Annotated in this window: 19 protein-coding genes; 11 read left to right on the top strand and 8 right to left on the bottom strand. The window is 65.8% G+C overall.

Annotation, left to right across the window (positions count from 1 at the left end; translation table 11 throughout):
• The 11 genes from JI664_RS08960 to JI664_RS08910 all read left to right on the top strand — a co-directional run.
• A partial coding sequence (locus JI664_RS08960) for a hypothetical protein (RefSeq protein WP_207013367.1) occupies window positions 1–187 on the top strand: 187 nt, incomplete at its 5' end.
• Complete coding sequence (locus tag JI664_RS08955; protein WP_207013366.1) at window positions 180–1,652, top strand: aldehyde dehydrogenase family protein; 1,473 nt, start codon at window positions 180–182, stop codon at window positions 1,650–1,652. The genes JI664_RS08960 and JI664_RS08955, both read left to right, overlap by 8 nt.
• Window positions 1,652–2,413 carry a hypothetical protein gene (locus JI664_RS08950; RefSeq protein WP_207013365.1) on the top strand — a complete coding sequence of 254 codons (762 nt, stop codon included), beginning with the start codon at window positions 1,652–1,654 and terminating at the stop codon, window positions 2,411–2,413. The genes JI664_RS08955 and JI664_RS08950 overlap by 1 nt, the downstream gene beginning before the upstream one ends.
• Window positions 2,414–2,435: 22 nt before the next feature.
• Complete coding sequence (locus JI664_RS08945) at window positions 2,436–3,986, top strand: flotillin family protein (RefSeq protein ID WP_207013364.1); 1,551 nt, start codon at window positions 2,436–2,438, stop codon at window positions 3,984–3,986.
• A gap of 13 nt (window positions 3,987–3,999) precedes the next feature.
• Complete coding sequence (locus JI664_RS08940; RefSeq protein ID WP_286173972.1) at window positions 4,000–5,457, top strand: aldehyde dehydrogenase; 1,458 nt, start codon at window positions 4,000–4,002, stop codon at window positions 5,455–5,457.
• Window positions 5,458–5,524: 67 nt separating this feature from the next.
• Window positions 5,525–6,001, top strand: coding sequence for a hypothetical protein (locus tag JI664_RS08935; RefSeq protein ID WP_207013363.1), 477 nt, complete (start codon window positions 5,525–5,527; stop codon window positions 5,999–6,001).
• Complete coding sequence (locus JI664_RS08930; protein WP_207013362.1) at window positions 5,994–7,337, top strand: substrate-binding protein; 1,344 nt, start codon at window positions 5,994–5,996, stop codon at window positions 7,335–7,337. The genes JI664_RS08935 and JI664_RS08930 overlap by 8 nt, the downstream gene beginning before the upstream one ends.
• Window positions 7,338–7,450: 113 nt before the next feature.
• Entirely contained in the window at window positions 7,451–8,482 is a 1,032-nt protein-coding gene (locus JI664_RS08925) for a branched-chain amino acid ABC transporter permease (RefSeq protein WP_207013361.1), read from the top strand.
• Between the two features lie 3 nt (window positions 8,483–8,485).
• On the top strand, window positions 8,486–9,724 hold the full coding sequence (locus tag JI664_RS08920) for a branched-chain amino acid ABC transporter permease (RefSeq protein WP_207013360.1): 1,239 nt from the start codon (window positions 8,486–8,488) through the stop codon (window positions 9,722–9,724).
• A gap of 12 nt (window positions 9,725–9,736) precedes the next feature.
• Window positions 9,737–10,495, top strand: coding sequence for an ABC transporter ATP-binding protein (locus JI664_RS08915; RefSeq protein ID WP_207013359.1), 759 nt, complete (start codon window positions 9,737–9,739; stop codon window positions 10,493–10,495).
• Window positions 10,496–10,511: 16 nt separating this feature from the next.
• A complete protein-coding gene (locus JI664_RS08910) occupies window positions 10,512–11,267 on the top strand; it encodes an ABC transporter ATP-binding protein (RefSeq protein ID WP_207013358.1) in 756 nt (251 codons plus the stop codon).
• A gap of 68 nt (window positions 11,268–11,335) precedes the next feature.
• Here the strand turns inward: JI664_RS08910 and JI664_RS08905 are convergent, their stop codons facing one another.
• From JI664_RS08905 to JI664_RS08870, 8 genes are all read right to left on the bottom strand, one after another.
• Window positions 11,336–12,508, bottom strand: coding sequence for an ABC transporter substrate-binding protein (locus JI664_RS08905; protein ID WP_207013357.1), 1,173 nt, complete (start codon window positions 12,506–12,508; stop codon window positions 11,336–11,338).
• Between the two features lie 71 nt (window positions 12,509–12,579).
• Window positions 12,580–14,415 carry an AMP-dependent synthetase/ligase gene (locus JI664_RS08900; RefSeq protein ID WP_207013356.1) on the bottom strand — a complete coding sequence of 612 codons (1,836 nt, stop codon included), beginning with the start codon at window positions 14,413–14,415 and terminating at the stop codon, window positions 12,580–12,582.
• A gap of 7 nt (window positions 14,416–14,422) precedes the next feature.
• Entirely contained in the window at window positions 14,423–15,193 is a 771-nt protein-coding gene (locus JI664_RS08895; RefSeq protein WP_207013355.1) for an ABC transporter ATP-binding protein, read from the bottom strand.
• 2 nt (window positions 15,194–15,195) lie between these two features.
• Window positions 15,196–15,960: an ABC transporter ATP-binding protein gene (locus JI664_RS08890; protein WP_207013354.1), complete on the bottom strand. Its 765-nt coding sequence runs from the start codon at window positions 15,958–15,960 to the stop codon at window positions 15,196–15,198.
• Entirely contained in the window at window positions 15,957–17,033 is a 1,077-nt protein-coding gene (locus JI664_RS08885) for a branched-chain amino acid ABC transporter permease (protein WP_207013353.1), read from the bottom strand. The genes JI664_RS08890 and JI664_RS08885 overlap by 4 nt, the downstream gene beginning before the upstream one ends.
• A 3-nt stretch (window positions 17,034–17,036) precedes the next feature.
• Complete coding sequence (locus JI664_RS08880) at window positions 17,037–17,921, bottom strand: branched-chain amino acid ABC transporter permease (RefSeq protein WP_207013352.1); 885 nt, start codon at window positions 17,919–17,921, stop codon at window positions 17,037–17,039.
• Window positions 17,918–18,853, bottom strand: a complete 936-nt coding sequence (locus JI664_RS08875; protein ID WP_207013351.1) for a winged helix-turn-helix transcriptional regulator — start codon at window positions 18,851–18,853, stop codon at window positions 17,918–17,920. The genes JI664_RS08880 and JI664_RS08875 overlap by 4 nt, the downstream gene beginning before the upstream one ends.
• Window positions 18,850–20,034: an acetyl-CoA C-acyltransferase gene (locus JI664_RS08870; RefSeq protein ID WP_207013350.1), complete on the bottom strand. Its 1,185-nt coding sequence runs from the start codon at window positions 20,032–20,034 to the stop codon at window positions 18,850–18,852. Before JI664_RS08870 ends, JI664_RS08875 begins: the two co-directional genes overlap by 4 nt.
• Window positions 20,035–20,052: the final 18 nt, after the last annotated feature.

The raw sequence follows: 20,052 nt of genomic DNA, 5'->3' as shown, positions 1-20,052 counted from the left end.
CGCGCGCAGCCCCCTGCCGCCCCTGCGCCCGACCGCGCGCCCCGCCGCCCCGTCGCCGCAAGGCCCTGCATCGGCGCCGCAACGCGCGCCCGAGGCGCCGGACATCCAACCCGGCGGCTCGGTCGAAATCTACCGCCGCCGCCCCGGCACATCGCAATTCCAACGCTCGGAGGTCCGCGATGCGTGACACGCCCGCCCCCATCAAGCTGCGCGGCCAGTATATCGGCGGCCGCTGGATCCCCGCCGCGCGCAGCTTCGCCGATCTCAACCCTTCGACCGGCGCGCTCTGGGCCGAGGCGCCCGACGGCACCCGCGCCGATGCCGCCGCCGCGATCGAGGCCGCGCATGCCGCCTTTCCCGACTGGGCAGCGATGAAATTCACCGAACGCTCGCACATGATGCACAAGATCGCCGAGGTCTGGGAACGCCGCGCGCCCGAATTCATCGCCGCCGTGCAGGCCGAAGGCGGCGGCTGGTACGGCAAGGGCGCGTTCGAGGCGCATTACGTGACCGAGGTTTTCCGCTCCGCCGCCGCGATCTGCTATCAGCCGCTGGGCGAGGTTTTGCCGTCCGAATACGGCAAGTTTTCCAGCGCCGTGCGCTCGCCCATGGGGGTGATCTCGGTCATCAGCCCGTGGAATTTTCCCGGCGTCCTGACCGCGCGCGGCTTTGCGTTCGCACTGGCTGCCGGCAACACCATCGTGCTGAAGCCGTCCGAGGACACGCCCTACATCGGCGGGCTGTGGTTCGCCGAGGTGCTGGAAGAAGCAGGCGTGCCGCCCGGGGTGTTCAACGTCATCACCTGCTCGCGCGACGGGGTCGCGGCGATGGGCGACGAGATGATCGAGCACCCTTTCGTCAAGGGCATCTCGTTCACCGGCTCGACCCCGGTGGGCCGCGCCATCGCCGCCAAGGCGGGCGCGCATCTGAAGAAGGCCTGCGTCGAGCTGGGCGGCAAGGACAGCCTGATCATCCTCGACGACGCCGATATGGAGCGCGCCACGCAGGCGGCCAATTTCGGCAGCTTCATGCATCAGGGCCAGATCTGCATGTCGGTGGAAAAGGTGCTGGTGCACGAGGCGATCTATCAGCCGTTCCTTGAACAATTTGCGGCCCGTGCGGCACGGCTGAAGGTGGGCGACACCGCCGACAAGGCGAATGTGATCGGCCCGCTCATCAACGACCGGCAGGTCGCGCGGGTGAAGGCGCAGCTGGAAGACGCCATCGCCAAGGGCGCCGAGATCGTCACCGGCGGCGGCATCAACGGGCGGTTTGTCGAACCCACCATCCTGACCGGCGTGACCCCCGACATGCTGGTCTACCGCGATGAGACCTTCGGTCCCGTCGTGCCGGTGATCCCCTTCCGAACCGATGACGAGGCGATCGCGCTGAACAACGACACCGAATACGGGCTGAGCGCGGGCATCATCACCCAGAACGAGGCGCGCGCGCTGGACATGGCGCGGCGGCTGGAGACGGGCATGTGCCACGTCAATTGCTCGTCGGTGAACGATGAGCCGCATGTGCCCTTCGGTGGGTCCAAGGCCTCGGGGCTGGGGCGGCACGGCGGGCGCTGGTCGATCGAGACCTTCACCGAAACGCGCTGGATCACCCTCGACCGGGGTGGTCGGCCCTATCCTCCGGTCTTCTGATGACGGCGCCTCTGCCCCTTCTGCGCGACAAGCGCATCGCGGTCATGGGTTCGGGCTCGGGCCTCGGACTGGCTGTCGCGCGCGCGGCCGAGGCGGCGGGGGCCGAGGTTCTGGGCATCGATGCAGAGGCGCGTTTCGACCATCTGGCCGAACTCTACCGCGTCGATCCGGGCGATCCCGCATCGGTCGATGCGCTGGCGCAGGCCCTGCCCGACGATCTGGACGGCCTTGCACTGTTCCCCGCCCTGCCCGACGGCCCGCCCGCGCGCCAACTGGCCGAGGCACTGGCCGCGCCCAAGCGACTGGCCGCAATGCTGGCCCCGCGCCTGCCGAAGGGCGCGGGCATCGTCGTGCGGGGCGCAACCGTTGACAAGGCACGCCCCGGCGCGCTGGCCGCGATCCGGGCGGGCGTCAGCCTGCAGCCCGGCGCGTCCGAGACCTTCGCCGCAACATGGGCGCTGGACACCGAACCCACGGGCACCGCCCGACTGATCGGCTGGGCCATAGCCGCCTGGGCGCTAGGCCGCGCGCAGGCCTGGCCGTCGCTGCGCGTCAACGCGGTCATTCCGGCCCAGCCCGATGGCCGCCTGCCGCTGGCGCGTGCCGCCGAGCTTGGCCTCGACGCGGGCGAAGGCGCCGCCATCGCCGCGCGCGCCGCGATCTTCCTTCTGTCCGACCTTGCGCAGGGTCTGACGGGCGCCAGCCTTGCCGCCGATGGCGGGCATTCGGCGCAGATACAAACCCGCCTCGAGGGGCTTTGAGGCATCCGGAAAGGACCCACAGATGAGCACCATCTTCTGGATTATCGCCTTGATCGTCGTGCTTGCCGTGCTGATCGGGCTGGCCGCCGCGTTCTACGAGCGGTCGACCAATGCCGTCAGCCTCGTGCGGACCGGGATCGGCGGGCGCAAGGTCGTCATCGACGGCGGCGTGCTGGCCCTGCCATGGTTCCACGAGGTCAGCCGCGTCAACATGCAGACGATACGGCTGGACATACAGCGTCAGGGTGAACGCGCGCTCATCACCCGCGACCGGCTGCGCGTCGATGTGGCGGCCGAGTTCTATCTGTCGGTGCCGCCCTCGGACGAGGCCGTCGCGCGGGCCGCGCAGGCGCTCGGGCGCCGCAGTTTCCAACCCGATGAGCTGCGCGCGCTGATCGAGGGGATGCTGGTCGATGCCCTGCGCTCGGTCGCGGCGCGTCATACGATGGACGAGCTGCACGAAAACCGCGCCGAATTCGTCGACGCGGTGCGCACGGCGCTGTCGGCCTCGATCACGCGGTATGGGCTGGCTTTGGACAGCGTGTCGCTGTCCGCGCTGGACCAAACGCCCTTTGGCGCGCTCGATGAGAACAACGCCTTCAACGCCGTGGGCCTGCGCAAGCTGGCCGAGGTTGTGGCGCTGTCCAAACGCGAGCGGGCCGAGATCGAGGGGGAGACACAGGTTTCCGTCCGGCGCGCGGCGATGGAGGCCTCGCGCCGTCAGCTTGAGATCGACCTTGAAGAACGCCGCGCCGAAATCGCGCAAGCTCAGCAGATCGAAGCGCTGATGGCCACCCAGCTGGCCGAGATCGCGCGCGCCAAGGCCGAGGCCGAACGCGCCGCCGCCGAGGCCCGGATCCGGATGGAGCAGGACATTCAGGCCGCCGATATCGCCCGCGAACAGGCGATCCGCGAGGCCGAGATCCTGCGCGCCCGCGCGCTGGAGATCGCCGAGCAGGAACGCGCGGTGCAGGTGCTGGCGAAAAGCCAGGAAGAATCGCGCGCGCAGGCCGAGGCCGATCTGGCCCGCGCCGAAGCGGTCCGCGCGCATGAGGCGATCGAGACCGCCCGCGCCGGGGCCGAGGCCGAACGCAAGCGCGATCTGGGTGTCGTCAGCGCCGAGGCCGAAGCCGCCGCCGCCGCACGCCGGGCCGAGATCGCTGCGCAATCGGCGCACAAGGTCGCGGGCGAGGCGCTGGAATCCGCCCGTCTGGACGCCGAGGCCGGGCTCACCCGCGCCAAGGCCGATGCCGAGGCCCTGACCGCCCGCATCGCTGCCGAGAATACCCGTTCCGAGGCGACGCTGGCGCATGAGGCCGAACTGGCGCGGCTGGATGCGATGCCGAAGATCATGGGCGAGATGATGAAGCCGGTCGAAAAGATCAAGGAAATCAACATCAACCAGGTCGGCACCGTCGAAGGCTCGCGCGGGGCGATCCTGCAGGCGCTGGAATCGGTGCTGGATCAGGCGGTTCAGGCCCCCAATCTGCACCGCGTTCTGGACCGGCTGACCGATGACATCCGCGACGGCGATCTGGACCGCAAGCGCCGCCGCGACCGGCGCGACGATTGAGGAAGGCCCACCCATGACCACCAATGCGGCGATGCCCCTGAAGGCGCCCGAGCGCTTCTTCATCAACGGCGACTGGGTCCGCCCGCGCACGTCGCGGATGACCGAGGTGGTCTCGCCGGTGACTGAGGAAACCATCATCCGCTACCCCGAGGCCGCGCCGGAGGATATCGACGCCGCCGTCGCCGCTGCGCGCGAGGCCTTCGAGCATGGCCCCTGGCCCCGGATGGAACCGGCCGAGCGGGCGTCCTATCTGCGGCGGATCGCGGCGCTGATCACCAACCGGCTGGAAGAAATCGCCTGGGCCTGGACCATGCAGGTGGGCGCACCGATAAGCCTGACACGCAAACTGGTGCCCCAGAACGCGACGCTGTTTCGCTATTACGCCGACCTGATCGAACACTACCCGTTCCGCGACGACCGACGCCGCGCCGATGGCGGTGCCGTGCGCGTCCTGCGCGAACCGGTGGGCGTCTGCGCAGCGATCTCGCCATGGAATGCGCCGATGGTGCTGCTGACCTACAAGATCGCCGCCGGGCTGGCAGCGGGGTGCACCTTCGTCGCCAAGCCGTCGCCCGAAACACCGCTCGAAGCCTATATCCTTGCCGAGTGCATCGAACAGGCCGGGCTGCCGCGCGGGGTGTTTAACCTCGTGCCCTCGGGCCGCGAGGGCGGCGACCACCTGATCCGGCATCCGCAGATCGACAAGGTGGGCTTTACCGGCTCGACCGCTGTGGGCAAACATATCATGCGGGTCTGCGCCGACCGGCTGGCGCGGGTGTCGCTGGAACTGGGCGGCAAGTCCGCCGCCGTTCTGCTGCCCGACGCGGATTTCCAGCAGGCGCTGCCGTCGCTCATGGTCTATTCCATGCCGATCACCGGGCAGGTCTGTTTCTCGCTCACCCGGCTTCTGGTGCCCAATGCGCGCAAGCAGGAATTCCTCGACACGTTCCTGCCCGCCGTCCGGTCGCTGAAGGTGGGCGATCCGGCTGATCCTGCGACCCAGATGGGACCGCTGGCGATGGCCCGACAGCGCGAGAAAGTCGAAGGTTATATCGCCGCCGGGCGCGCGGGCGGGGCGATGCTGGCCTGCGGCGGCGGGCGTCCCCGCGGGCTGGACAAGGGGTTTTATGTTGAACCCACGGTGTTCAGCGACGTCACGCCGGACATGAAGATCGCACAGGAAGAGATCTTCGGCCCCGTCGTCTCGGTCATTGGCTATGACGACGAGGACGACGCCGAGCGCAAGGTCAACGCCACCCGCTACGGGCTGAACGGCGCGGTCTATTCCCGCGATGTCGAGCGCGCCTATCGTTTCGCCAAACGGATGAAAACCGGTGGGCTGACGATCAACGGTCTGATCGTCGACCCCGAGCACCCGTTTGGCGGCTACCGTGAAAGCGGCATGGGACGCGAAGGCGGGCCCGAGGGGCTCGACAATTATCTTGAGGTCAAGACGATCCATATCGCCTGACAGGGCTTTCCTGACCGCGATTTCCGGCTCGCCAAGGGGCCGTTTTCCGGCGCATGGCGGTGCCGGAATGCCCCTTCTGTCGGTGCTTTTCCCCTTTGAGAACCCGCGTTTTCAGCGTGCCGAAACCCTTGTTCGCCGGGAAATGGCAGGCGCCGTCAGCGGTATTGATTCGGTGCTATTGATGCAGACGCGGCTGCATCCGATCCCATCGCCCCACAAGGCCGCGTTGACAGCCCTTTACAACATTCACTTGACTGAAAATCATTTTATCCCGCGCGTCCGTGCAGCATTCGCGCATCGTGCAGTCGCAGAAATTCCACCCCAACGGCCTAAAACTCTTCGCTTTTCATTTGCGGCATCGGCAAGGCCACCGGAGCGGAGGAAACCACGTTTACAAATTTACATTTTTCAGCGCGCAACAAAACACTCGAATTATCACTGGATTTTGAAACATCGCTATGGAACCCATTTAACGATGGGGCTTCCCGGATCTGGAGGAGACGAGCCGGGCCGCAACCATCTTATGGGAGGAATACATGTCTGATCTGAAACTGTCGCGCCGCGGACTTCTGCGAGCGGGTGCCGCGTCGGGTATTGCGATGGCCGCGCCCATGATTTTCACCAATCGCGCCTATGGCTTCACCAACGAACCTGGCTCGGGCAGCGTCACGCTGGGCTTCAACGTCCCGCAGACCGGCGCCTATGCGGATGAGGGCGCGGACGAGCTGCGCGCCTATCAGCTTGCCGTCGAGCATCTCAACGGTGAGGGCGATGGCGGTATGCTCAACACCTTCTCCAGCCGCGTGCTGGATGGCACCGGCATTCTGGGCCGCCGCGTCGAATACGTCACCGGCGACACGCAGACCTCGTCCGATGCCGCCCGCTCGTCCGCTCGCTCGATGATCGAACGCGACGGTGCGATCATGATCACCGGCGGCTCGTCCTCGGGCGTGGCGATCGCCGTGCAGGGCCTCTGTCAGGATGCTGGCGTGATCTTCATGGCCGGTCTGACCCACTCGAACGACACAACCGGCAAGGACCGCCGCGCGAACGGCTTCCGCCATTTCTTCAATACCGAGATGACGGGCCGCGCCCTCGCGCCGATCCTGGAAGCCAATTACGGCACCGACCGCAAGGCCTATCACCTGACCGCCGACTATACCTGGGGCTGGTCGCAGGAGCGGTCGATCCGCGCCTATACCGAGGCAATGGGCTGGGAGACCACCAACGCCGTGCTGACCCCGGTGGGCGCGGGCGACTTCTCATCCTACCTGACGCCGGTGGCCAATTCGGGTGCCGATGTGCTGGTGCTGAACCATTACGGCGGGGACATGGTCAACTCGCTGACGCAGGCGGTGCAGTTCGGCCTGCGCGACCTGCAGGTCAACGGCAAGAACTTCGAAATCGTCGTGCCGCTGTTCTCGCGCCTGATGGCGCGCGGTGCGGGGTCGGCCATCGAGGGGATCTTCGGCTCGACCAACTGGCACTGGTCGCTGACGGATGAAGGCTCGCAGGCCTTTACCCGGTCGTTCGGCGAGAAATACGGCTTCCCGCCCAGCCAGGCGGCGCAGACCTGCTACGCGCAGACCCTGCTCTATGCCGATGCCGTGACCCGCGCGGGCACGTTCAACCCCTGCGGCGTGGCCGAAGCGCTGGAAGGCTTCGAGTTCGACGGGCTGGGCAACGGCCCGACGCTGTACCGCGCCGAGGATCACCAGTGCTTCAAGGACGTGCTGGTCGTGAAGGGTAAGGAGAACCCGCAAAACGAGTTCGACCTTCTGGAGATCGTCGAGATCACCCCGCGCGAGACCGTCACCTATCCGGTCGATCACCCCGATTTCCAAGGCGGTGACCTGGGAGCCTGCAACCCGGGCGCCTGATCCTTTTGCAACCGACACGGCCCGGGCGCTTCACCGCGTCCGGGCATCCGCGCTGATCGCCCCGGTGATCAGCGGGTGATCCCCGCCCTTGTGGCACCGGATTGGGAACTTCCATGGAATCGATCATCCTGCAAATCCTCAACGGCCTGGACAAAGGGTCGGCCTATGCGCTGATCGCGCTGGGTCTGACCCTGATCTTCGGGACGCTGGGCGTGGTCAACTTCGCGCATGGGGCGCTGTTCATGCTCGGCGCGTTCGTCGCCGTGACGGTGAAGAACCTGCTCAACCTGTCCTTCGAGACCATCGACGAGACACGGCTCGACTTTCTCAACCGGCCCCTGCGGGTGCAGACCCCCTATGTCGAGCACTGGTTCGGCCCCGAGATCGGCGCGACGATCATCGACTGGTCCGTGCCGCTGGCGCTGATCGTGGCGGTGCCGGTCATGGCGCTGATCGGCGTGGCGATGGAGCGCGGGCTGATCCGCCATTTCTACAAGCGTCCGCATGCCGACCAGATCCTTGTGACCTTCGGGCTGGCGATCGTGCTGCAGGAGATCATCAAGGCGAATTTCGGCGCCAACCCGATCCCGACACCGGCGCCAGAGATCTTCATCGGGTCATTCGATTTTGGCGTCTGGCTGGGCTTTGATCCGTACGCAATCATGTATCCCTACTGGCGCCTTGTGTATTTCGGCTTTGCCGCCGTGGTGGTCGGCGCGGTCTTTGCCTTCTTGCAATTCACCACCTTCGGCATGGTCGTGCGCGCCGGTATGGCCGACCGCGAGACCGTGGGCCTTCTGGGTATCGATATCGACAAGCGCTTCGTCATCGTCTTCGCGCTGGCCTCGATCGTCGCGGGCTTCGCGGGGGTAATGTACACGCCGATCCTGTCGCCCAATTACCATATGGGGATGGACTTTCTGGTCCTCAGCTTCGTCGTCGTGGTGGTCGGCGGCATGGGCTCGCTTGCCGGTGCGGTCGCGTCGGGTTTCCTGCTGGGGATCCTGCAGAGCTTCGCATCGATGACGCAGGTGATCGAGCTGATCCCCGGTATCAATCAGGTGGTGATCTATCTGGTCGCCGTCATCGTGCTGTTGACCCGTCCTCGGGGCCTTCTGGGCCGCAAGGGCGTGATGGAGGAATGAGCCGTGCTCGGACTTAACAAGGCAGATACAAGGCTCTACGTCATCATCCTGATCATGCTGATCTTCGCGCCGTTCATTCTGAACCCGTTTCCGGACGGATCGAGCCTCGCGCAGTTCAATGCAGGCTATCCCGACATGATGCAAAAGCTGGTGATCTTCGGCATCTTCGCGGTCGGCTTCAACATCCTGTTCGGGCTGACCGGCTATCTCAGCTTCGGCCATGCCGCGTTTCTCGGCGTCGGATCCTATGCCGGGGTCTGGATGATGAAGCTGCTCACCATGAACGTGATCCCCGCGCTGATCCTGTCGGTGCTCGCGGCGGGCGCGCTGTCGCTGATCATCGGCTTCGTGTCGCTGCGTCGTTCGGGGATCTACTTCTCGATCCTGACGCTGGCTTTCGCGCAGATGTGCTACAGCCTCGCCTATTCGGTGCTGACCCCGATCACCGGCGGCGAGACCGGGCTGCAATTGTCGCTCGACGATCCGCGCGTGATCGGCACCAGCCAGACCGCGTCGGGCAATATCCCCGTGCCGCATTTCTTCGGCATCGAGATGGGACAGGGCATCACCATCGATGTCGGCGCGTGGAGCTTCGTGTTCAATTTCGGCTATTACTTCGCCGCCACCGTCTTCGCGCTTGCGATGTTCCTTGCCATCCGGCTGTTCCGCTCGCCCTTCGGGCTGATGCTGAGGGCAGTGAAATCGAACCAGAGCCGGATGAGCTATACCGGGCTAAGTTCGCGCCCCTACGCGCTGGCGGCCTTCGTGATCTCGGGGATGTATGCCGGGCTCGCGGGCGGGCTGATGGTCGCGATGGACCCGCTCGCGGGCGCCGAGCGGATGCTCTGGACCGCTTCGGGCGAGGTAGTGCTGATGACCATCCTCGGCGGTGCGGGCACGCTGATCGGCCCGGTTCTGGGTGCAGGCGTGATCGTCTATCTGGAATCGATCATCTCGACGATCAACGAAGCCGTGCTGCATGGCTGGTTCTCGGGTCTGCCCGCGTGGCTCGACTCGGTCTTCGTGACCATCATCAAACCCTTCGTCGGCGAAGGCTGGCACCTGCTTCTGGGCGCGGTCTTCATGCTGGTGGTGATCTTTCTTCCCGGTGGCATCGTCGAGGGCGGACAGCGCCTTGGCCGGCTCTTTCGTCGCGACGGCGCCCGGGGGCGCAAGAACGGCGCGCCAAAGAACGGCGCCCCAAAGAATGGCACGGACAGCGCCGAACAACCCGGCGAATGAGGGAGACGTCTGATGGGAATTCTTGAAGTCACCGGCGTCAACAAGAAGTTCGGCGGGCTGCAGGCGCTGGGGGATGTCAATCTCGACGTGGCCGAGGGAAGCTGCCACGCGATCATCGGCCCCAACGGCGCGGGCAAGTCCACGCTGCTGAATTGCCTTGTCGGCAAGCTGATGCCGGATTCGGGCAGCGTGACCTTTCAGGGCAAGAACCTGCTGGGCCTGAAGCCGCACGAGATCAACCAGTTGGGGATCAGCCGCGTGTTCCAGACGCCCGAGATCTTCGGCGATCTGAGCGTGATGGAAAACATGCTGATCCCCTGTTTCGCGCGGCGCGACGGCTCTTTCCGCCTGCACGCTTTCGAGACCGTCGCTCGCGAGAAATCGCTCAACGACGAGGCCGAGCAGATGCTGGCCGAGGTCAACATGCTGGAAAAGCGCAACATGCAGGCCTCGTCCCTCAGCCGGGGCGACAAGCGGCGGCTGGAAATGGCGATGTGCCTTGTTCAGAAACCCAAGCTTCTGCTTCTGGACGAGCCCACGGCCGGCATGGCGCGCGCCGATACCAACAACACGATCGAGCTGCTCAAGGACATCAAGGACCGGCTGCACATCACCATGGCGATCATCGAACACGACATGCACGTGGTGTTCAGCCTCGCCGACCGCATCACCGTTCTCGCCCAGGGCACGCCGCTGGTCGAGGACGTTCCCGAACGGATCAAGGGACATCCCAAGGTGCGCGAAGCCTATCTCGGCGAAGCGCAGGTCTGACAGAAAGGGCCACGACATGAACGCGAAACCCCAATGGGATCCGAACGCCAATCACGCCAGCCATGCCCCGGCCTTTCTGTCCGTCTGGGGGCTCGAGGCCTATTACGACGAAAGCTACATCGTTCAGAATGTCAGCTTCAACGTGCATGAAGGCGAGATCCTCGCGCTTCTGGGCCGCAACGGCGCGGGCAAGACCTCGACCCTGCGGGCGCTTGCGCGGGTCGACACGCCCGAGCTTCGGCATGGTGAAATCTGGCTCGACCATCAGCCGCTGCACAAGATGAAAAGCCATCAGGCCGCCGTCGCGGGGCTGGCTCTGGTGCCCGAGGACCGGCGCATCATCCCCGGCCTGACGGTCGAGGAGAACCTGAAGCTCGCGCAGATCGTGCCGCCCGTCGGCTGGTCGCTCGACCGCATCTACGAGCTGTTCCCGCGTCTGGGCGAGCGGCGGCGGCAGGAAGGCGTGACGCTGTCGGGCGGCGAACAGCAGATGCTGGCCATCGCGCGGGCACTGGCGCGCGACATCAAGCTGCTGCTTCTCGACGAACCCTATGAAGGGCTCGCCCCGGTCATCGTGCAGGAAATCGCCAAGACGCTGAACGTGATCCGCGATCAGGGGATCACCACGATCATCGTCGAGCAGAACGCCGTGGCGGCGCTGGACCTGTCGGACCGGGCAGTCATTCTGGATACCGGAAGCGTGGTCTTCGACGGCGACGCGAAAGAGGTGCTGGAAAACTCGCAACTGCGCGAGGAATATCTGGCCATCTGACTGCGCCTTTCGGGCGACGGCGATGGAACGGGCGGGCCGGTCTTGCGACGGGCCCGCCCCTGCTTTTGTCAGAACGGTTCGGTCTGGGGCACCCAGTTGCCACCCTCGACCCGGTCGATCGAGATCATCTCGGGCATGGCGTGGTTGTTCTCGAAATGCTGCTCGCCATAGGTCATGAAATCCGAGTGCGTGGTCGCATTCGCGCCCTCAATGAAGCTTTCGGCGTTCAGATCCTCGCCCGCCGCACGCAGCGAATTCAGGAACCAGTTGGCATAGGAATAGGCATTCGCCGCGTTCTCGTCGGGGACCGAGTCATAGGCCTCGCGATAGGCGGTGATGAAGGCCTGCGCTTCCTCGTCGGTCGTATCCTCGCCGTGCAGACGCCAGCCGCCGATGCCGTAAAGGCCCTCGACATCCTCACCACCAAGCCGGGCCACGATGGTCGAGCGTCCGGGAATCGCGGTCAGCACGTTGACATCGTCCCAGCCCAGCTTCTTGACCTCGGACATCACACCCACGGTCTCGCGGATGATGGTGCCGGCGACGATCAGATCGACATCAGCCGCCCTGAGCCGCGCGACCTGACTTGAGAAGTCGATATCGCCGGGGCGATAGGCGGCTTCCTCGGTCACGGTCATGCCCAGCGATTCCAGCGCCGGGTTGACGCCTGCGCGGATCAGGTCGCCGAACGGGCCTTCCTGATAGATCACCCCGACCCGCTGCGAACCCCATTCCGGGATCACCCGTTCGAGCGCGCGCTGCGTGGTCGTGTTGTAGTTCTGCACGGTGGTGAACAGATGCGGATCCCCGCCCGCGATCTGGTGCATGACGGCCGAGGCGGCCCAAGGCGCAAAGGCGATCGTGCCCGAACCGGTCGTCAGGCCCATGGTCGCGGCATTGGTGCCCGACCCGAAGCTGTTGAGCAGCGCGAAGACTTCGTCCGAGCGGATGAGCTTCTGCACGGCGCGCACCGCAAGCTGCGGCTGCCCGCCGTTATCCTCGACGATCCAGCGGACCTGACGGCCATGGATGCCGCCCGCGGCATTGGCCTGCGCGATGGCAAGCTCGGTCGCGTTCCGCAGCGCGGGCATCCCCGCCGCAGCCGGACCGCTGAGATCCAGATGCGCGCCGATGACGATTTCATCGGCATGGACCCCGGCGGCACGCGCCGGGCGCAGGCTGCCGCCCAGGGCAAGCGCGGCGGCGCTGCTGGCGAGCATCTGACGACGGTTCATATTCATGGCGTCCTCCCTTTTGGTGTCTGACGGCGTGTTGATGTCTCGGACATGCTCTCCTCCTTCCGCCTGCCGTCTCAGGCGGAATACATGCCTTCGATGAGGGGCGCGTATTTTTGCGCGATGACTTTCCGCTTCAGCTTCATCGTGGGCGTCAGTTCTTCATCCTCGGCGGTGAGAAGCTGGTCGATGATGCGGAAGCTCTTGATCTGTTCGACCCGCGCCAGCCGCGGATTTACCGCGTTAATTTCACCCTGGATCAGCTCGACGATAGCGGGCGCCCGCGCGAGGCTGGCGAAATCGGTATAGGGGATCGCCTGTTCCTGCGCATAGCGGGCGACGTGTTCGAGGTCGATCATCACCAGCGCGGTCACGTAGCGCCGCCCCTCGCCGATCACCACCGCGTCGGTGATGAACGGGCTGAACTTGAGCTGGCTTTCGATCTGCGTGGGCGTGATGTTCTTGCCGCCCGCCGTGATGATGATGTCCTTGATGCGGTCGCGGATCGCCAGATACCCTTCGGGGCTGATCTCGCCGCAATCGCCGGTCTTCAGCCAGCCATCGGGCGTGATCGTCTCGGCGGTCTTCTCGGCATTGCGCCAGTAGCCCGCGAAGACATTGGCACCGCGCACCTGAATCTCGCCTTCGTCGGCGATGCGGATCTCGGTTTCCCCGGCGGGCAGTCCCGCCCAGCCCAGCCGGATCCCGCCCTTGGGCGTCGAGGCCGCGAAACCGGCGGTTTCGGTCATGCCGAAAGCTTCGCGCAATTCGATCCCGATGGACAGGAACCAGCGGATCAGTTCGGGCGGGACCGGGGCCGCGCCGGTCAGCGCGCTGCGGCAGTTCTGCAGGCCCAGAAAGATCCGGATGTTGCGGAAGGCCAGCGTGGCGAGCAGCCGCGTATGCAGACCCTGACGCGGCGGTTTGCGTCCTTCGAGCGCCGCGTCAACGCCTGCGCGCCCGGCGTCGAGGGCGTGGCGATAGACCCAGCGCGCGGGCCCGATCGCGTCGCGCAGAAACAGCTCGATCTGGCTGTGCATCTTTTCCCAAAAGCGCGGCGGCGCGAAGACGATATGCGGCGCCACCTCGCGGATATCGTTGGCCACGGTGCCGGCGTTTTCGGGGAAATGGACGACCAGCCCCAGCGCCATCGGGTTAAAGACCGAGGCCATACGCTCGGCGATATGGCACAACGGCAAGAAAGAGAGCGTCTTGTCGCCCAGCCCGGCATCCAGATATTCGCTCGCCTTGCTGAGCTGGAACACCGCGTTCCGGTTCGAGATCATCGCCCCCTTGGGCGCCCCCGTCGTGCCCGAGGTATAGACCAGAAAGGCCAGATCCGCACCGCGCCCCGCTTCGATCGCGGCTTCGAAATCCGGCGACTGGGTTTTGGAAAGCTCTTCGCCCCGGCGCAGGAAATCGTCGAAGAAACCCACCTGCGGATCGGACAGGTTTCGCAGGCCTTCGCGCTCGATCACCAGAATACGCCTGAGGTCGGGGCAGTCATCGCGCACGGCGAGCGCCTTTTCCAGCTGCTCCTGATTTTCGACCACCAGCACCCGGCAGGCGGAATCCTGCAAGATGTATCGCAGCTGATCGGGCGAGGCGGTCGGATAAACGCCGTTGCCCACATAGCCCATGCATTGCGCGCCCATATCGGCAAACAGCCATTCGGGACGGTTTTCGGCCAGAACGCCGATCACCTCGCCGCGCGCCATACCCAGATCGCGCAAAGCCAGCCCGAAGGCGCGCGCCTTCGCGTAGTACGCGCCCCAGCTATAGCTCTGCCACAGCCCGCGATGCTTGTGGCGCAGGGCCGGCAAATCCGACCATTCCTGCACCCGCGCGCGGAACACGCGGGCCGGTGTGTCAAAGCCCAGAAACGTCACGGCAGGCGGCATCATCGCGTTCATCTGAGGCTCATCTCCACGTTTTTCTGCGCTTCCAGCGCTGTTGCGTGCCCGACAGCCCCTCGCCCGCACCGCCGCCCAGATAGGCCTCGCGCACGTCTTCCTTCTGGCTGAGGACGGCGCAGCTATCGGCGGCGACGATTCGGCCCAGTTCCATGATGTAGCCGTCGTCGCCATGCTTGAGCGCCACGGCAGCGTTCTGCTCGACGACCAGAACGGCGGTGCCGGTTTCGTCGCGGATCTTGCGGATGATTCCGAAGATTTCATGCGTCAGCATCGGCGACAGGCCCAGACTGGGCTCGTCCAGCATCAACAGCTTGGGCGCCGACAGATAGGCGCGACCGATGGCCACCATCTGCTGCTCGCCGCCCGAGAGCAGGCCTGCATGTTGCGCATCGCGCTCTTTCAGCCGCGGGAACCACGCCTGAACGCGCTCGATATCCCGCTCGACCGCGTCGCGATCCCGGCGCGCATAGGCGCCCATCATCAGGTTTTCGCGCACGCTGAGAAACGGATAGACCTGCCGCCCCTCGGGCACCAGAACCAGCCCGCGCCGGGCGATGGCATCGGCCTCTTGGCCCTGCACCTCGACGCCGTCGAACAGCACCTTGCCCTTGAACGGGTCGATCACGCCGGCCAGCGTGTTCAGAAGCGTGGTCTTGCCCGCCCCGTTCGCGCCCAGCACGGCGGTGATGCGGCCCTCGGCCACCTGCAGGTTCACGCCCTTCATCGCGGCGATAGGCCCGTACCACGTTTCCAGATTCTGCACGTCCAGAAGCATCGTCACGTCCCCAGATAAGCGGCAATCACGTCGGGATGCGATTGCACCTCGGCCGCGCTGCCCTGTGCCAGAACCCGCCCCTGCGCCATGCAGACCACCCGGTCGGCGACCGCGTTCACCAGCGACATATCGTGTTCGATCATCACCACGGTGATGCCCAGATCGCTGCGGATGTCGTCGATCCAGAAGGCCAGATCGCGCGTTTCCTCAGGGTTGAGCCCAGAGGCGGGTTCATCGAGAAACAGGATCTCAGGTTCCGAACACAGCGCGCGGCCCAGCTCGACCACCTTGCGCACGCCGTAGGGCAGGCCCGCAACGCGGGCATTGCGCCACGGCGACAGGTCGAGAAACTCGATCACCTCTTCGGCCTTGGCGCGGTGCGCTTCTTCCAGCCGGGTAAGCGCGGGCGTGCGCAAGACCTGCCGCCACCATACACCGCCGCCGAACCGGTGACGGCCCAGCAGCAGGTTGTCGAGCACGGTCGCCGCGTCGAACAGCTCGATATTCTGGAAGGTGCGGGCGATGCCCAGATGGGCGATGCGCGCGCGCGGCAGGCGCGAGATGTCCTGCCCCTTGAACGCGATGCGCCCCTTGCTGGCATCGAACACCCGCGTCACAAGGTTCAGCATCGAGGTCTTGCCTGCGCCGTTGGGGCCGATCACGGCCAGCACCTCGCCCGCCTTGACCGAGATCGACAGATCCGAGATCGCCGCCAGCCCGCCGAAATGCAGAGCCACCTGATCGAGTTCCAGAACCGCGCCGGTCATCGGTTACGCTCCGATTTCATATAGGCCTTCTGTCGCCGGAACGTGTCGCGGCGATACAGCGGAAAGTTCTCGAGCAGCGCGCGGATCTTCATCCAGCGCCCGTTCAGGCCGGTCGGTTCGAACAGCACGAAGAAGGCCAGAACGGCGCCCGCGACGAAGATCTCCAGCCCCGATTGCCGCGCCATGGATTGCGGCAGCACGTCTTTCAGCAGGGCGACACCGTTGGGCAGCATGCTGATCAGCACCGCGCCAAGGATCGCGCCGCGCAGGCTGCCCATGCCGCCGATTACCACCATGAGCACCAGATCGAGCGACAGAAGCAGGGTGAAGGCGTCGGGCGTCAGATAGCCGATGTGATGCGCCATCAGCGCCCCGGCCAGCCCGGTAATGCCCGCCGACAGGCCGAAGGCGCCGACCTTCATGCGCTTGACCTCGATGCCCAGCGCATAGGCTGCGGCCTCGGAATCGCGCACGCCGGTAAAGGCCCGCCCGATGCCCGAGCGCAGCAGGTTGGCCAGCGCCAACAGCACCAGAACGACCACCAGCAGGCAGAGATAATAGAACACCTTGGGCGATCCCAGCGAGATCCCGGCAATGCTGGGCGTCTCGACCAGCATCCCCATGAAACCGCCGGTCACACCGCGCCACATGCCGATCACCTGCTCGACGACGATCGAGAAGGCGAGCGTCACCATGGCCAGATACAGGCCCGACACGCGGATCGCCGGAATCCCCACGACCAGCCCCGCCCCGGCAGAGATCAGCGCAGCCAGCGGCAGGGCCAGAATGAACGGCACGCCATGCGCCAGCAGCCATGCATGGCCGTAAGCACCGATGGCGACGAAGCTGGCATGGCCGAGGCTGATCTGCCCGGTGAACCCGCTGAGCGTCATCAGGCCCAGCGACGCCACGCACAGGATCAGCACGTAGCTGAGTTCGCCCACGAAGTAGTTCGACGCAACCAGCGGCACCACCAGAAGCGCGGCCAGAAGGACACCGTAATTGACCCAGTCGGCGGGATGCTTGAGCAGCGCGAAACCCTGCCGGTAGCGCGTATGATAATCGAACCGCAAAGCTCAGACCCTCCGTCCATGCGCGTCGCCCATCAGGCCATTGGGCTTGAGGATCAGCACCACGATCAGGACCAGATAGGCCGCGATGTCCTTGAAGCCGTCGGGCAGGTAGACGCCCGCATATTGTTCGATCAGGCCGATCAGGATACCACCCAGCACCGCACCCGGCAGGCTGCCGAAGCCGCCCAGCACGATGGCGGCCAGCGCCTTCAGCGTGATCAGCCAGAGCGCCGTATCGACCAGCGTCAGCGGCGCAAGAAAGATCCCCGCAATCGCCGCCGTCACCCCCGCCAGCGCCCAGACCAGCGAATTGAGCCGCTTCACCCGCACGCCGTTCAGATGCGCGGCCAACTGGTTCTGGCTGGCGGCCTGCATCGCGATACCCAGACGGGTCTTGCGGAAGAACACCCACAGCAGTGCCGCGATCAGGAACACCACCGCCATGATGACCAGCGACAGGTCGGCGATCGTGACCCCGAAAAGCTGCACCGAGCCGCCCGTCCACGGGGTGTCGTAGCTTTGGGAATCGGTGCCGAAGATCATCTGCACCAGGCCGCGCAGCATGAAGGCCAGCGCGATGGTCAGCATGACGCCCGCGAATTGCGGCTGACCGGCGATCCGGCGGACGATCAGCGCGTCCATCCCATAGGCCAGAACGCCCAGCCCTGCCGCCACCAGCGGCAAGACCAGCCAGAAGGGCATGCCCGCCCCGGCGATCAGCGCCCAGGCCGAGAAGGCCGACAGCACCAGAAGGTCGCCATGCGCGAAGTTCAGCACCTCGGTGGCCTTGTGGATCAGCACCACCCCCATCGCCACCAGCGCATAGATCGCCCCGACCGCGATGCCGTTCACGGTAAGCTGCGCGAAAAGTTCCAAGGCCGGACTCATGCGGCGCCCTCCGTTTCGAAACGGACATCCCAGGCGTTCAGCCGCTCGTGGCAATGCCCACAGGTGGCGCGCGGCACGAAGGCTTTGCCGCAGGCCTTATGGCGCGGGCGGATCGAGCTGGGTTCGTTGAACAGATGCTCGGACGCCCAGACGCTCAGCAGCGCGATATAGGGAAACAGCGCACGTCCCGCAGGGGTCAGCAGATAGACACGGCGGCGGCGGTCGTCGCGGTCGGGCTCGACGCTCAGAAGTCCGGCCTCGACCATGGCAGGCAGACGGCGGCTCAGAAGCGGCGGGCTGATCCGAAGCACATGGGACAACTGGTCGAAATGCCGACAGCCCAGAACCAGCGCCGAAACGATCATCAGCGTCCAGCGATCCATCCGCAGCGCAAGATGGTCCATCGCGCCGTCGGTGACCGTGACCTTTGGCGTGCGCATCGGCGCGTCAGGATCGTGCGGCAGGTGCGGATTGGGCTTCAGCGTCAGCTCAAGGTCGCGCAGCGTTACCGTCTCGCCGCAGGCCGCGCAGCTCAGCTGCGGGATGAACCCATGGCCGCAGGTCTTGTGGACCAGCCGGGTCGGCAGGGCGATGCGGTTCTCGCCAAAGCGCTGCTCCCAGTCCCAGGTCATCAGCGTGGCCTCATAGACCGCCATCCCCTTGCGGGTCAGATGATAGGCGTAGCGCTCGGGCCGCTCCTGATAGAGACGCGGACGCATCAGGTCCATCTGCATCAGCGATTTCAGCCGCGACGACAACGTGCGGCGCGGGATCGCCAGCCACGACTGGAAATCGTCGAACCGCTTTACCCCCATAAAGGCGCCCATCAGGATCTGCATCGTCCAGCGGTCGCCGATCAGCTTCAGCGCATGGCTCAGCGTCGAGGTGCTCAGCGCGTCGCGGATCAGGTCGAGATCGGGCGTTTCGCTCATGCCACCCGCTCGATGATAAGAGCCGAGGCAAGCCCGGCTGCCCCGCAGGCGGCGATCAGCGCGCGCCGCGCGCCGCGCCGCTCGAGTTCATCCAGCGCGGTGCCGATCAGTGCCGATCCGGTGGATCCCATGGCGTGGCCCAGCGCGATGGCCCCGCCATTCACGTTGAGCCGGTCCTGCGGCACATCCATGTAGCGGGCGAAATGAAGTGCAAGGGCCGCGAAGCTTTCATTGACTTCGAACAGATCGATATCGTCGGCCTGCAGACCGGCCCGGGTCAGTGCCGCCTGCGCCGCGTCGACCGATCCTGTCAGCGCCAGCACGCGGTCCACCGACAGCTCGGCGCTGGCCAGAAGTCGCGCGCGGGGTTTCAGCCCCGCCGCCTGTGCCGCCGCCTGCGTCCCCAGCAGCACCGCCGAGGCGCCATCGGCCATGGCGGGCGAGTTCCCCGCATGGTGAACGTGGTCGATACGGTCAAGCCCGGTATAAGCCATGAGCGCCGCGTCGAACCCATAGGCCTGCCCCATCTCGGCAAAGGCCGGGTCCAGCGCGGACAGCTTTTCGGCGCTGGTGCCCGCGCGCGGCGTTTCGTCCTGTTCCAGTCCGGCCACAGAAACCAGTGACGCGAAGGCCCCGGCGTCGCGCGCGGCAATAGCGCGGCGCTGGCTTTCGGCGGCATAGGCATCGCAGTCGGCGCGGCTGAAGCCCTCGGCCGTTGCCACAGCGTCGGCACTGATGCCGATCGGGACAAGCCCGGCGGCCTTCTGGAACGCATGGTCGTGGGTCAGCGGCCCCTTGTCGGACGCCATCGGCACCTGCGACATGCTCTCGACCCCGCCGCCGATGGCCAGACCGTCTTCGGCCTGCGCCTTGAGCGCGGCCAGCGTCACCGCCGTAAGCCCGCTGGCGCAGTAGCGGTTGACCGTCAGACCCGGCACCGCGTCGGAATAGCCCGCCGCGATCAGGCCCAGCTTGCCGATATTCGCCCCCTGCCCGCCGGTCTGCGTGACGCAGCCGAAAATCGCATCGGCCATTGTCCGTCCCTTGAGCGCATGGCGCTCTGCCATCGCCCTGAGCGGGGCAGCCAGCAGATCGACCGGCGTGGTCTGCGCCAGCGCCCCCTTGGCATTGCCGCGACCGCGCGGCGTGCGCAATGCGTCGATGATGACGATCTCGGTCATCCGTTCCTCCCTTGTCGC

This window comes from Rhodobacter sp. NTK016B, from assembly GCF_017303295.1.
Taxonomy (GTDB): Bacteria; Pseudomonadota; Alphaproteobacteria; order Rhodobacterales; family Rhodobacteraceae; genus Pararhodobacter.
Note: the sequence above shows the minus strand (reverse complement) of the source record. Positions and strands in the feature narration are given on the sequence as shown.

What these genes read in the sequence shown, in the direction of transcription:
- JI664_RS08955 (WP_207013366.1), top strand. Translation starts at nt 180, where the DNA reads ATGCGTGACACGCCCGCCCCCATCAAGCTGCGCGGCCAGTATATCGGC.
- JI664_RS08950 (WP_207013365.1), top strand. Translation starts at nt 1,652, where the DNA reads ATGACGGCGCCTCTGCCCCTTCTGCGCGACAAGCGCATCGCGGTCATG.
- JI664_RS08945 (WP_207013364.1), top strand. Translation starts at nt 2,436, where the DNA reads ATGAGCACCATCTTCTGGATTATCGCCTTGATCGTCGTGCTTGCCGTG.
- JI664_RS08940 (WP_286173972.1), top strand. Translation starts at nt 4,000, where the DNA reads ATGACCACCAATGCGGCGATGCCCCTGAAGGCGCCCGAGCGCTTCTTC.
- JI664_RS08935 (WP_207013363.1), top strand. Translation starts at nt 5,525, where the DNA reads ATGCCCCTTCTGTCGGTGCTTTTCCCCTTTGAGAACCCGCGTTTTCAG.
- JI664_RS08930 (WP_207013362.1), top strand. Translation starts at nt 5,994, where the DNA reads ATGTCTGATCTGAAACTGTCGCGCCGCGGACTTCTGCGAGCGGGTGCC.
- JI664_RS08925 (WP_207013361.1), top strand. Translation starts at nt 7,451, where the DNA reads ATGGAATCGATCATCCTGCAAATCCTCAACGGCCTGGACAAAGGGTCG.
- JI664_RS08915 (WP_207013359.1), top strand. Translation starts at nt 9,737, where the DNA reads ATGGGAATTCTTGAAGTCACCGGCGTCAACAAGAAGTTCGGCGGGCTG.
- JI664_RS08910 (WP_207013358.1), top strand. Translation starts at nt 10,512, where the DNA reads ATGAACGCGAAACCCCAATGGGATCCGAACGCCAATCACGCCAGCCAT.
- JI664_RS08905 (WP_207013357.1), bottom strand. Translation starts at nt 12,508, where the DNA reads ATGAATATGAACCGTCGTCAGATGCTCGCCAGCAGCGCCGCCGCGCTT.
- JI664_RS08900 (WP_207013356.1), bottom strand. Translation starts at nt 14,415, where the DNA reads ATGAACGCGATGATGCCGCCTGCCGTGACGTTTCTGGGCTTTGACACA.
- JI664_RS08895 (WP_207013355.1), bottom strand. Translation starts at nt 15,193, where the DNA reads ATGCTTCTGGACGTGCAGAATCTGGAAACGTGGTACGGGCCTATCGCC.
- JI664_RS08890 (WP_207013354.1), bottom strand. Translation starts at nt 15,960, where the DNA reads ATGACCGGCGCGGTTCTGGAACTCGATCAGGTGGCTCTGCATTTCGGC.
- JI664_RS08880 (WP_207013352.1), bottom strand. Translation starts at nt 17,921, where the DNA reads ATGAGTCCGGCCTTGGAACTTTTCGCGCAGCTTACCGTGAACGGCATC.
- JI664_RS08875 (WP_207013351.1), bottom strand. Translation starts at nt 18,853, where the DNA reads ATGAGCGAAACGCCCGATCTCGACCTGATCCGCGACGCGCTGAGCACC.
- JI664_RS08870 (WP_207013350.1), bottom strand. Translation starts at nt 20,034, where the DNA reads ATGACCGAGATCGTCATCATCGACGCATTGCGCACGCCGCGCGGTCGC.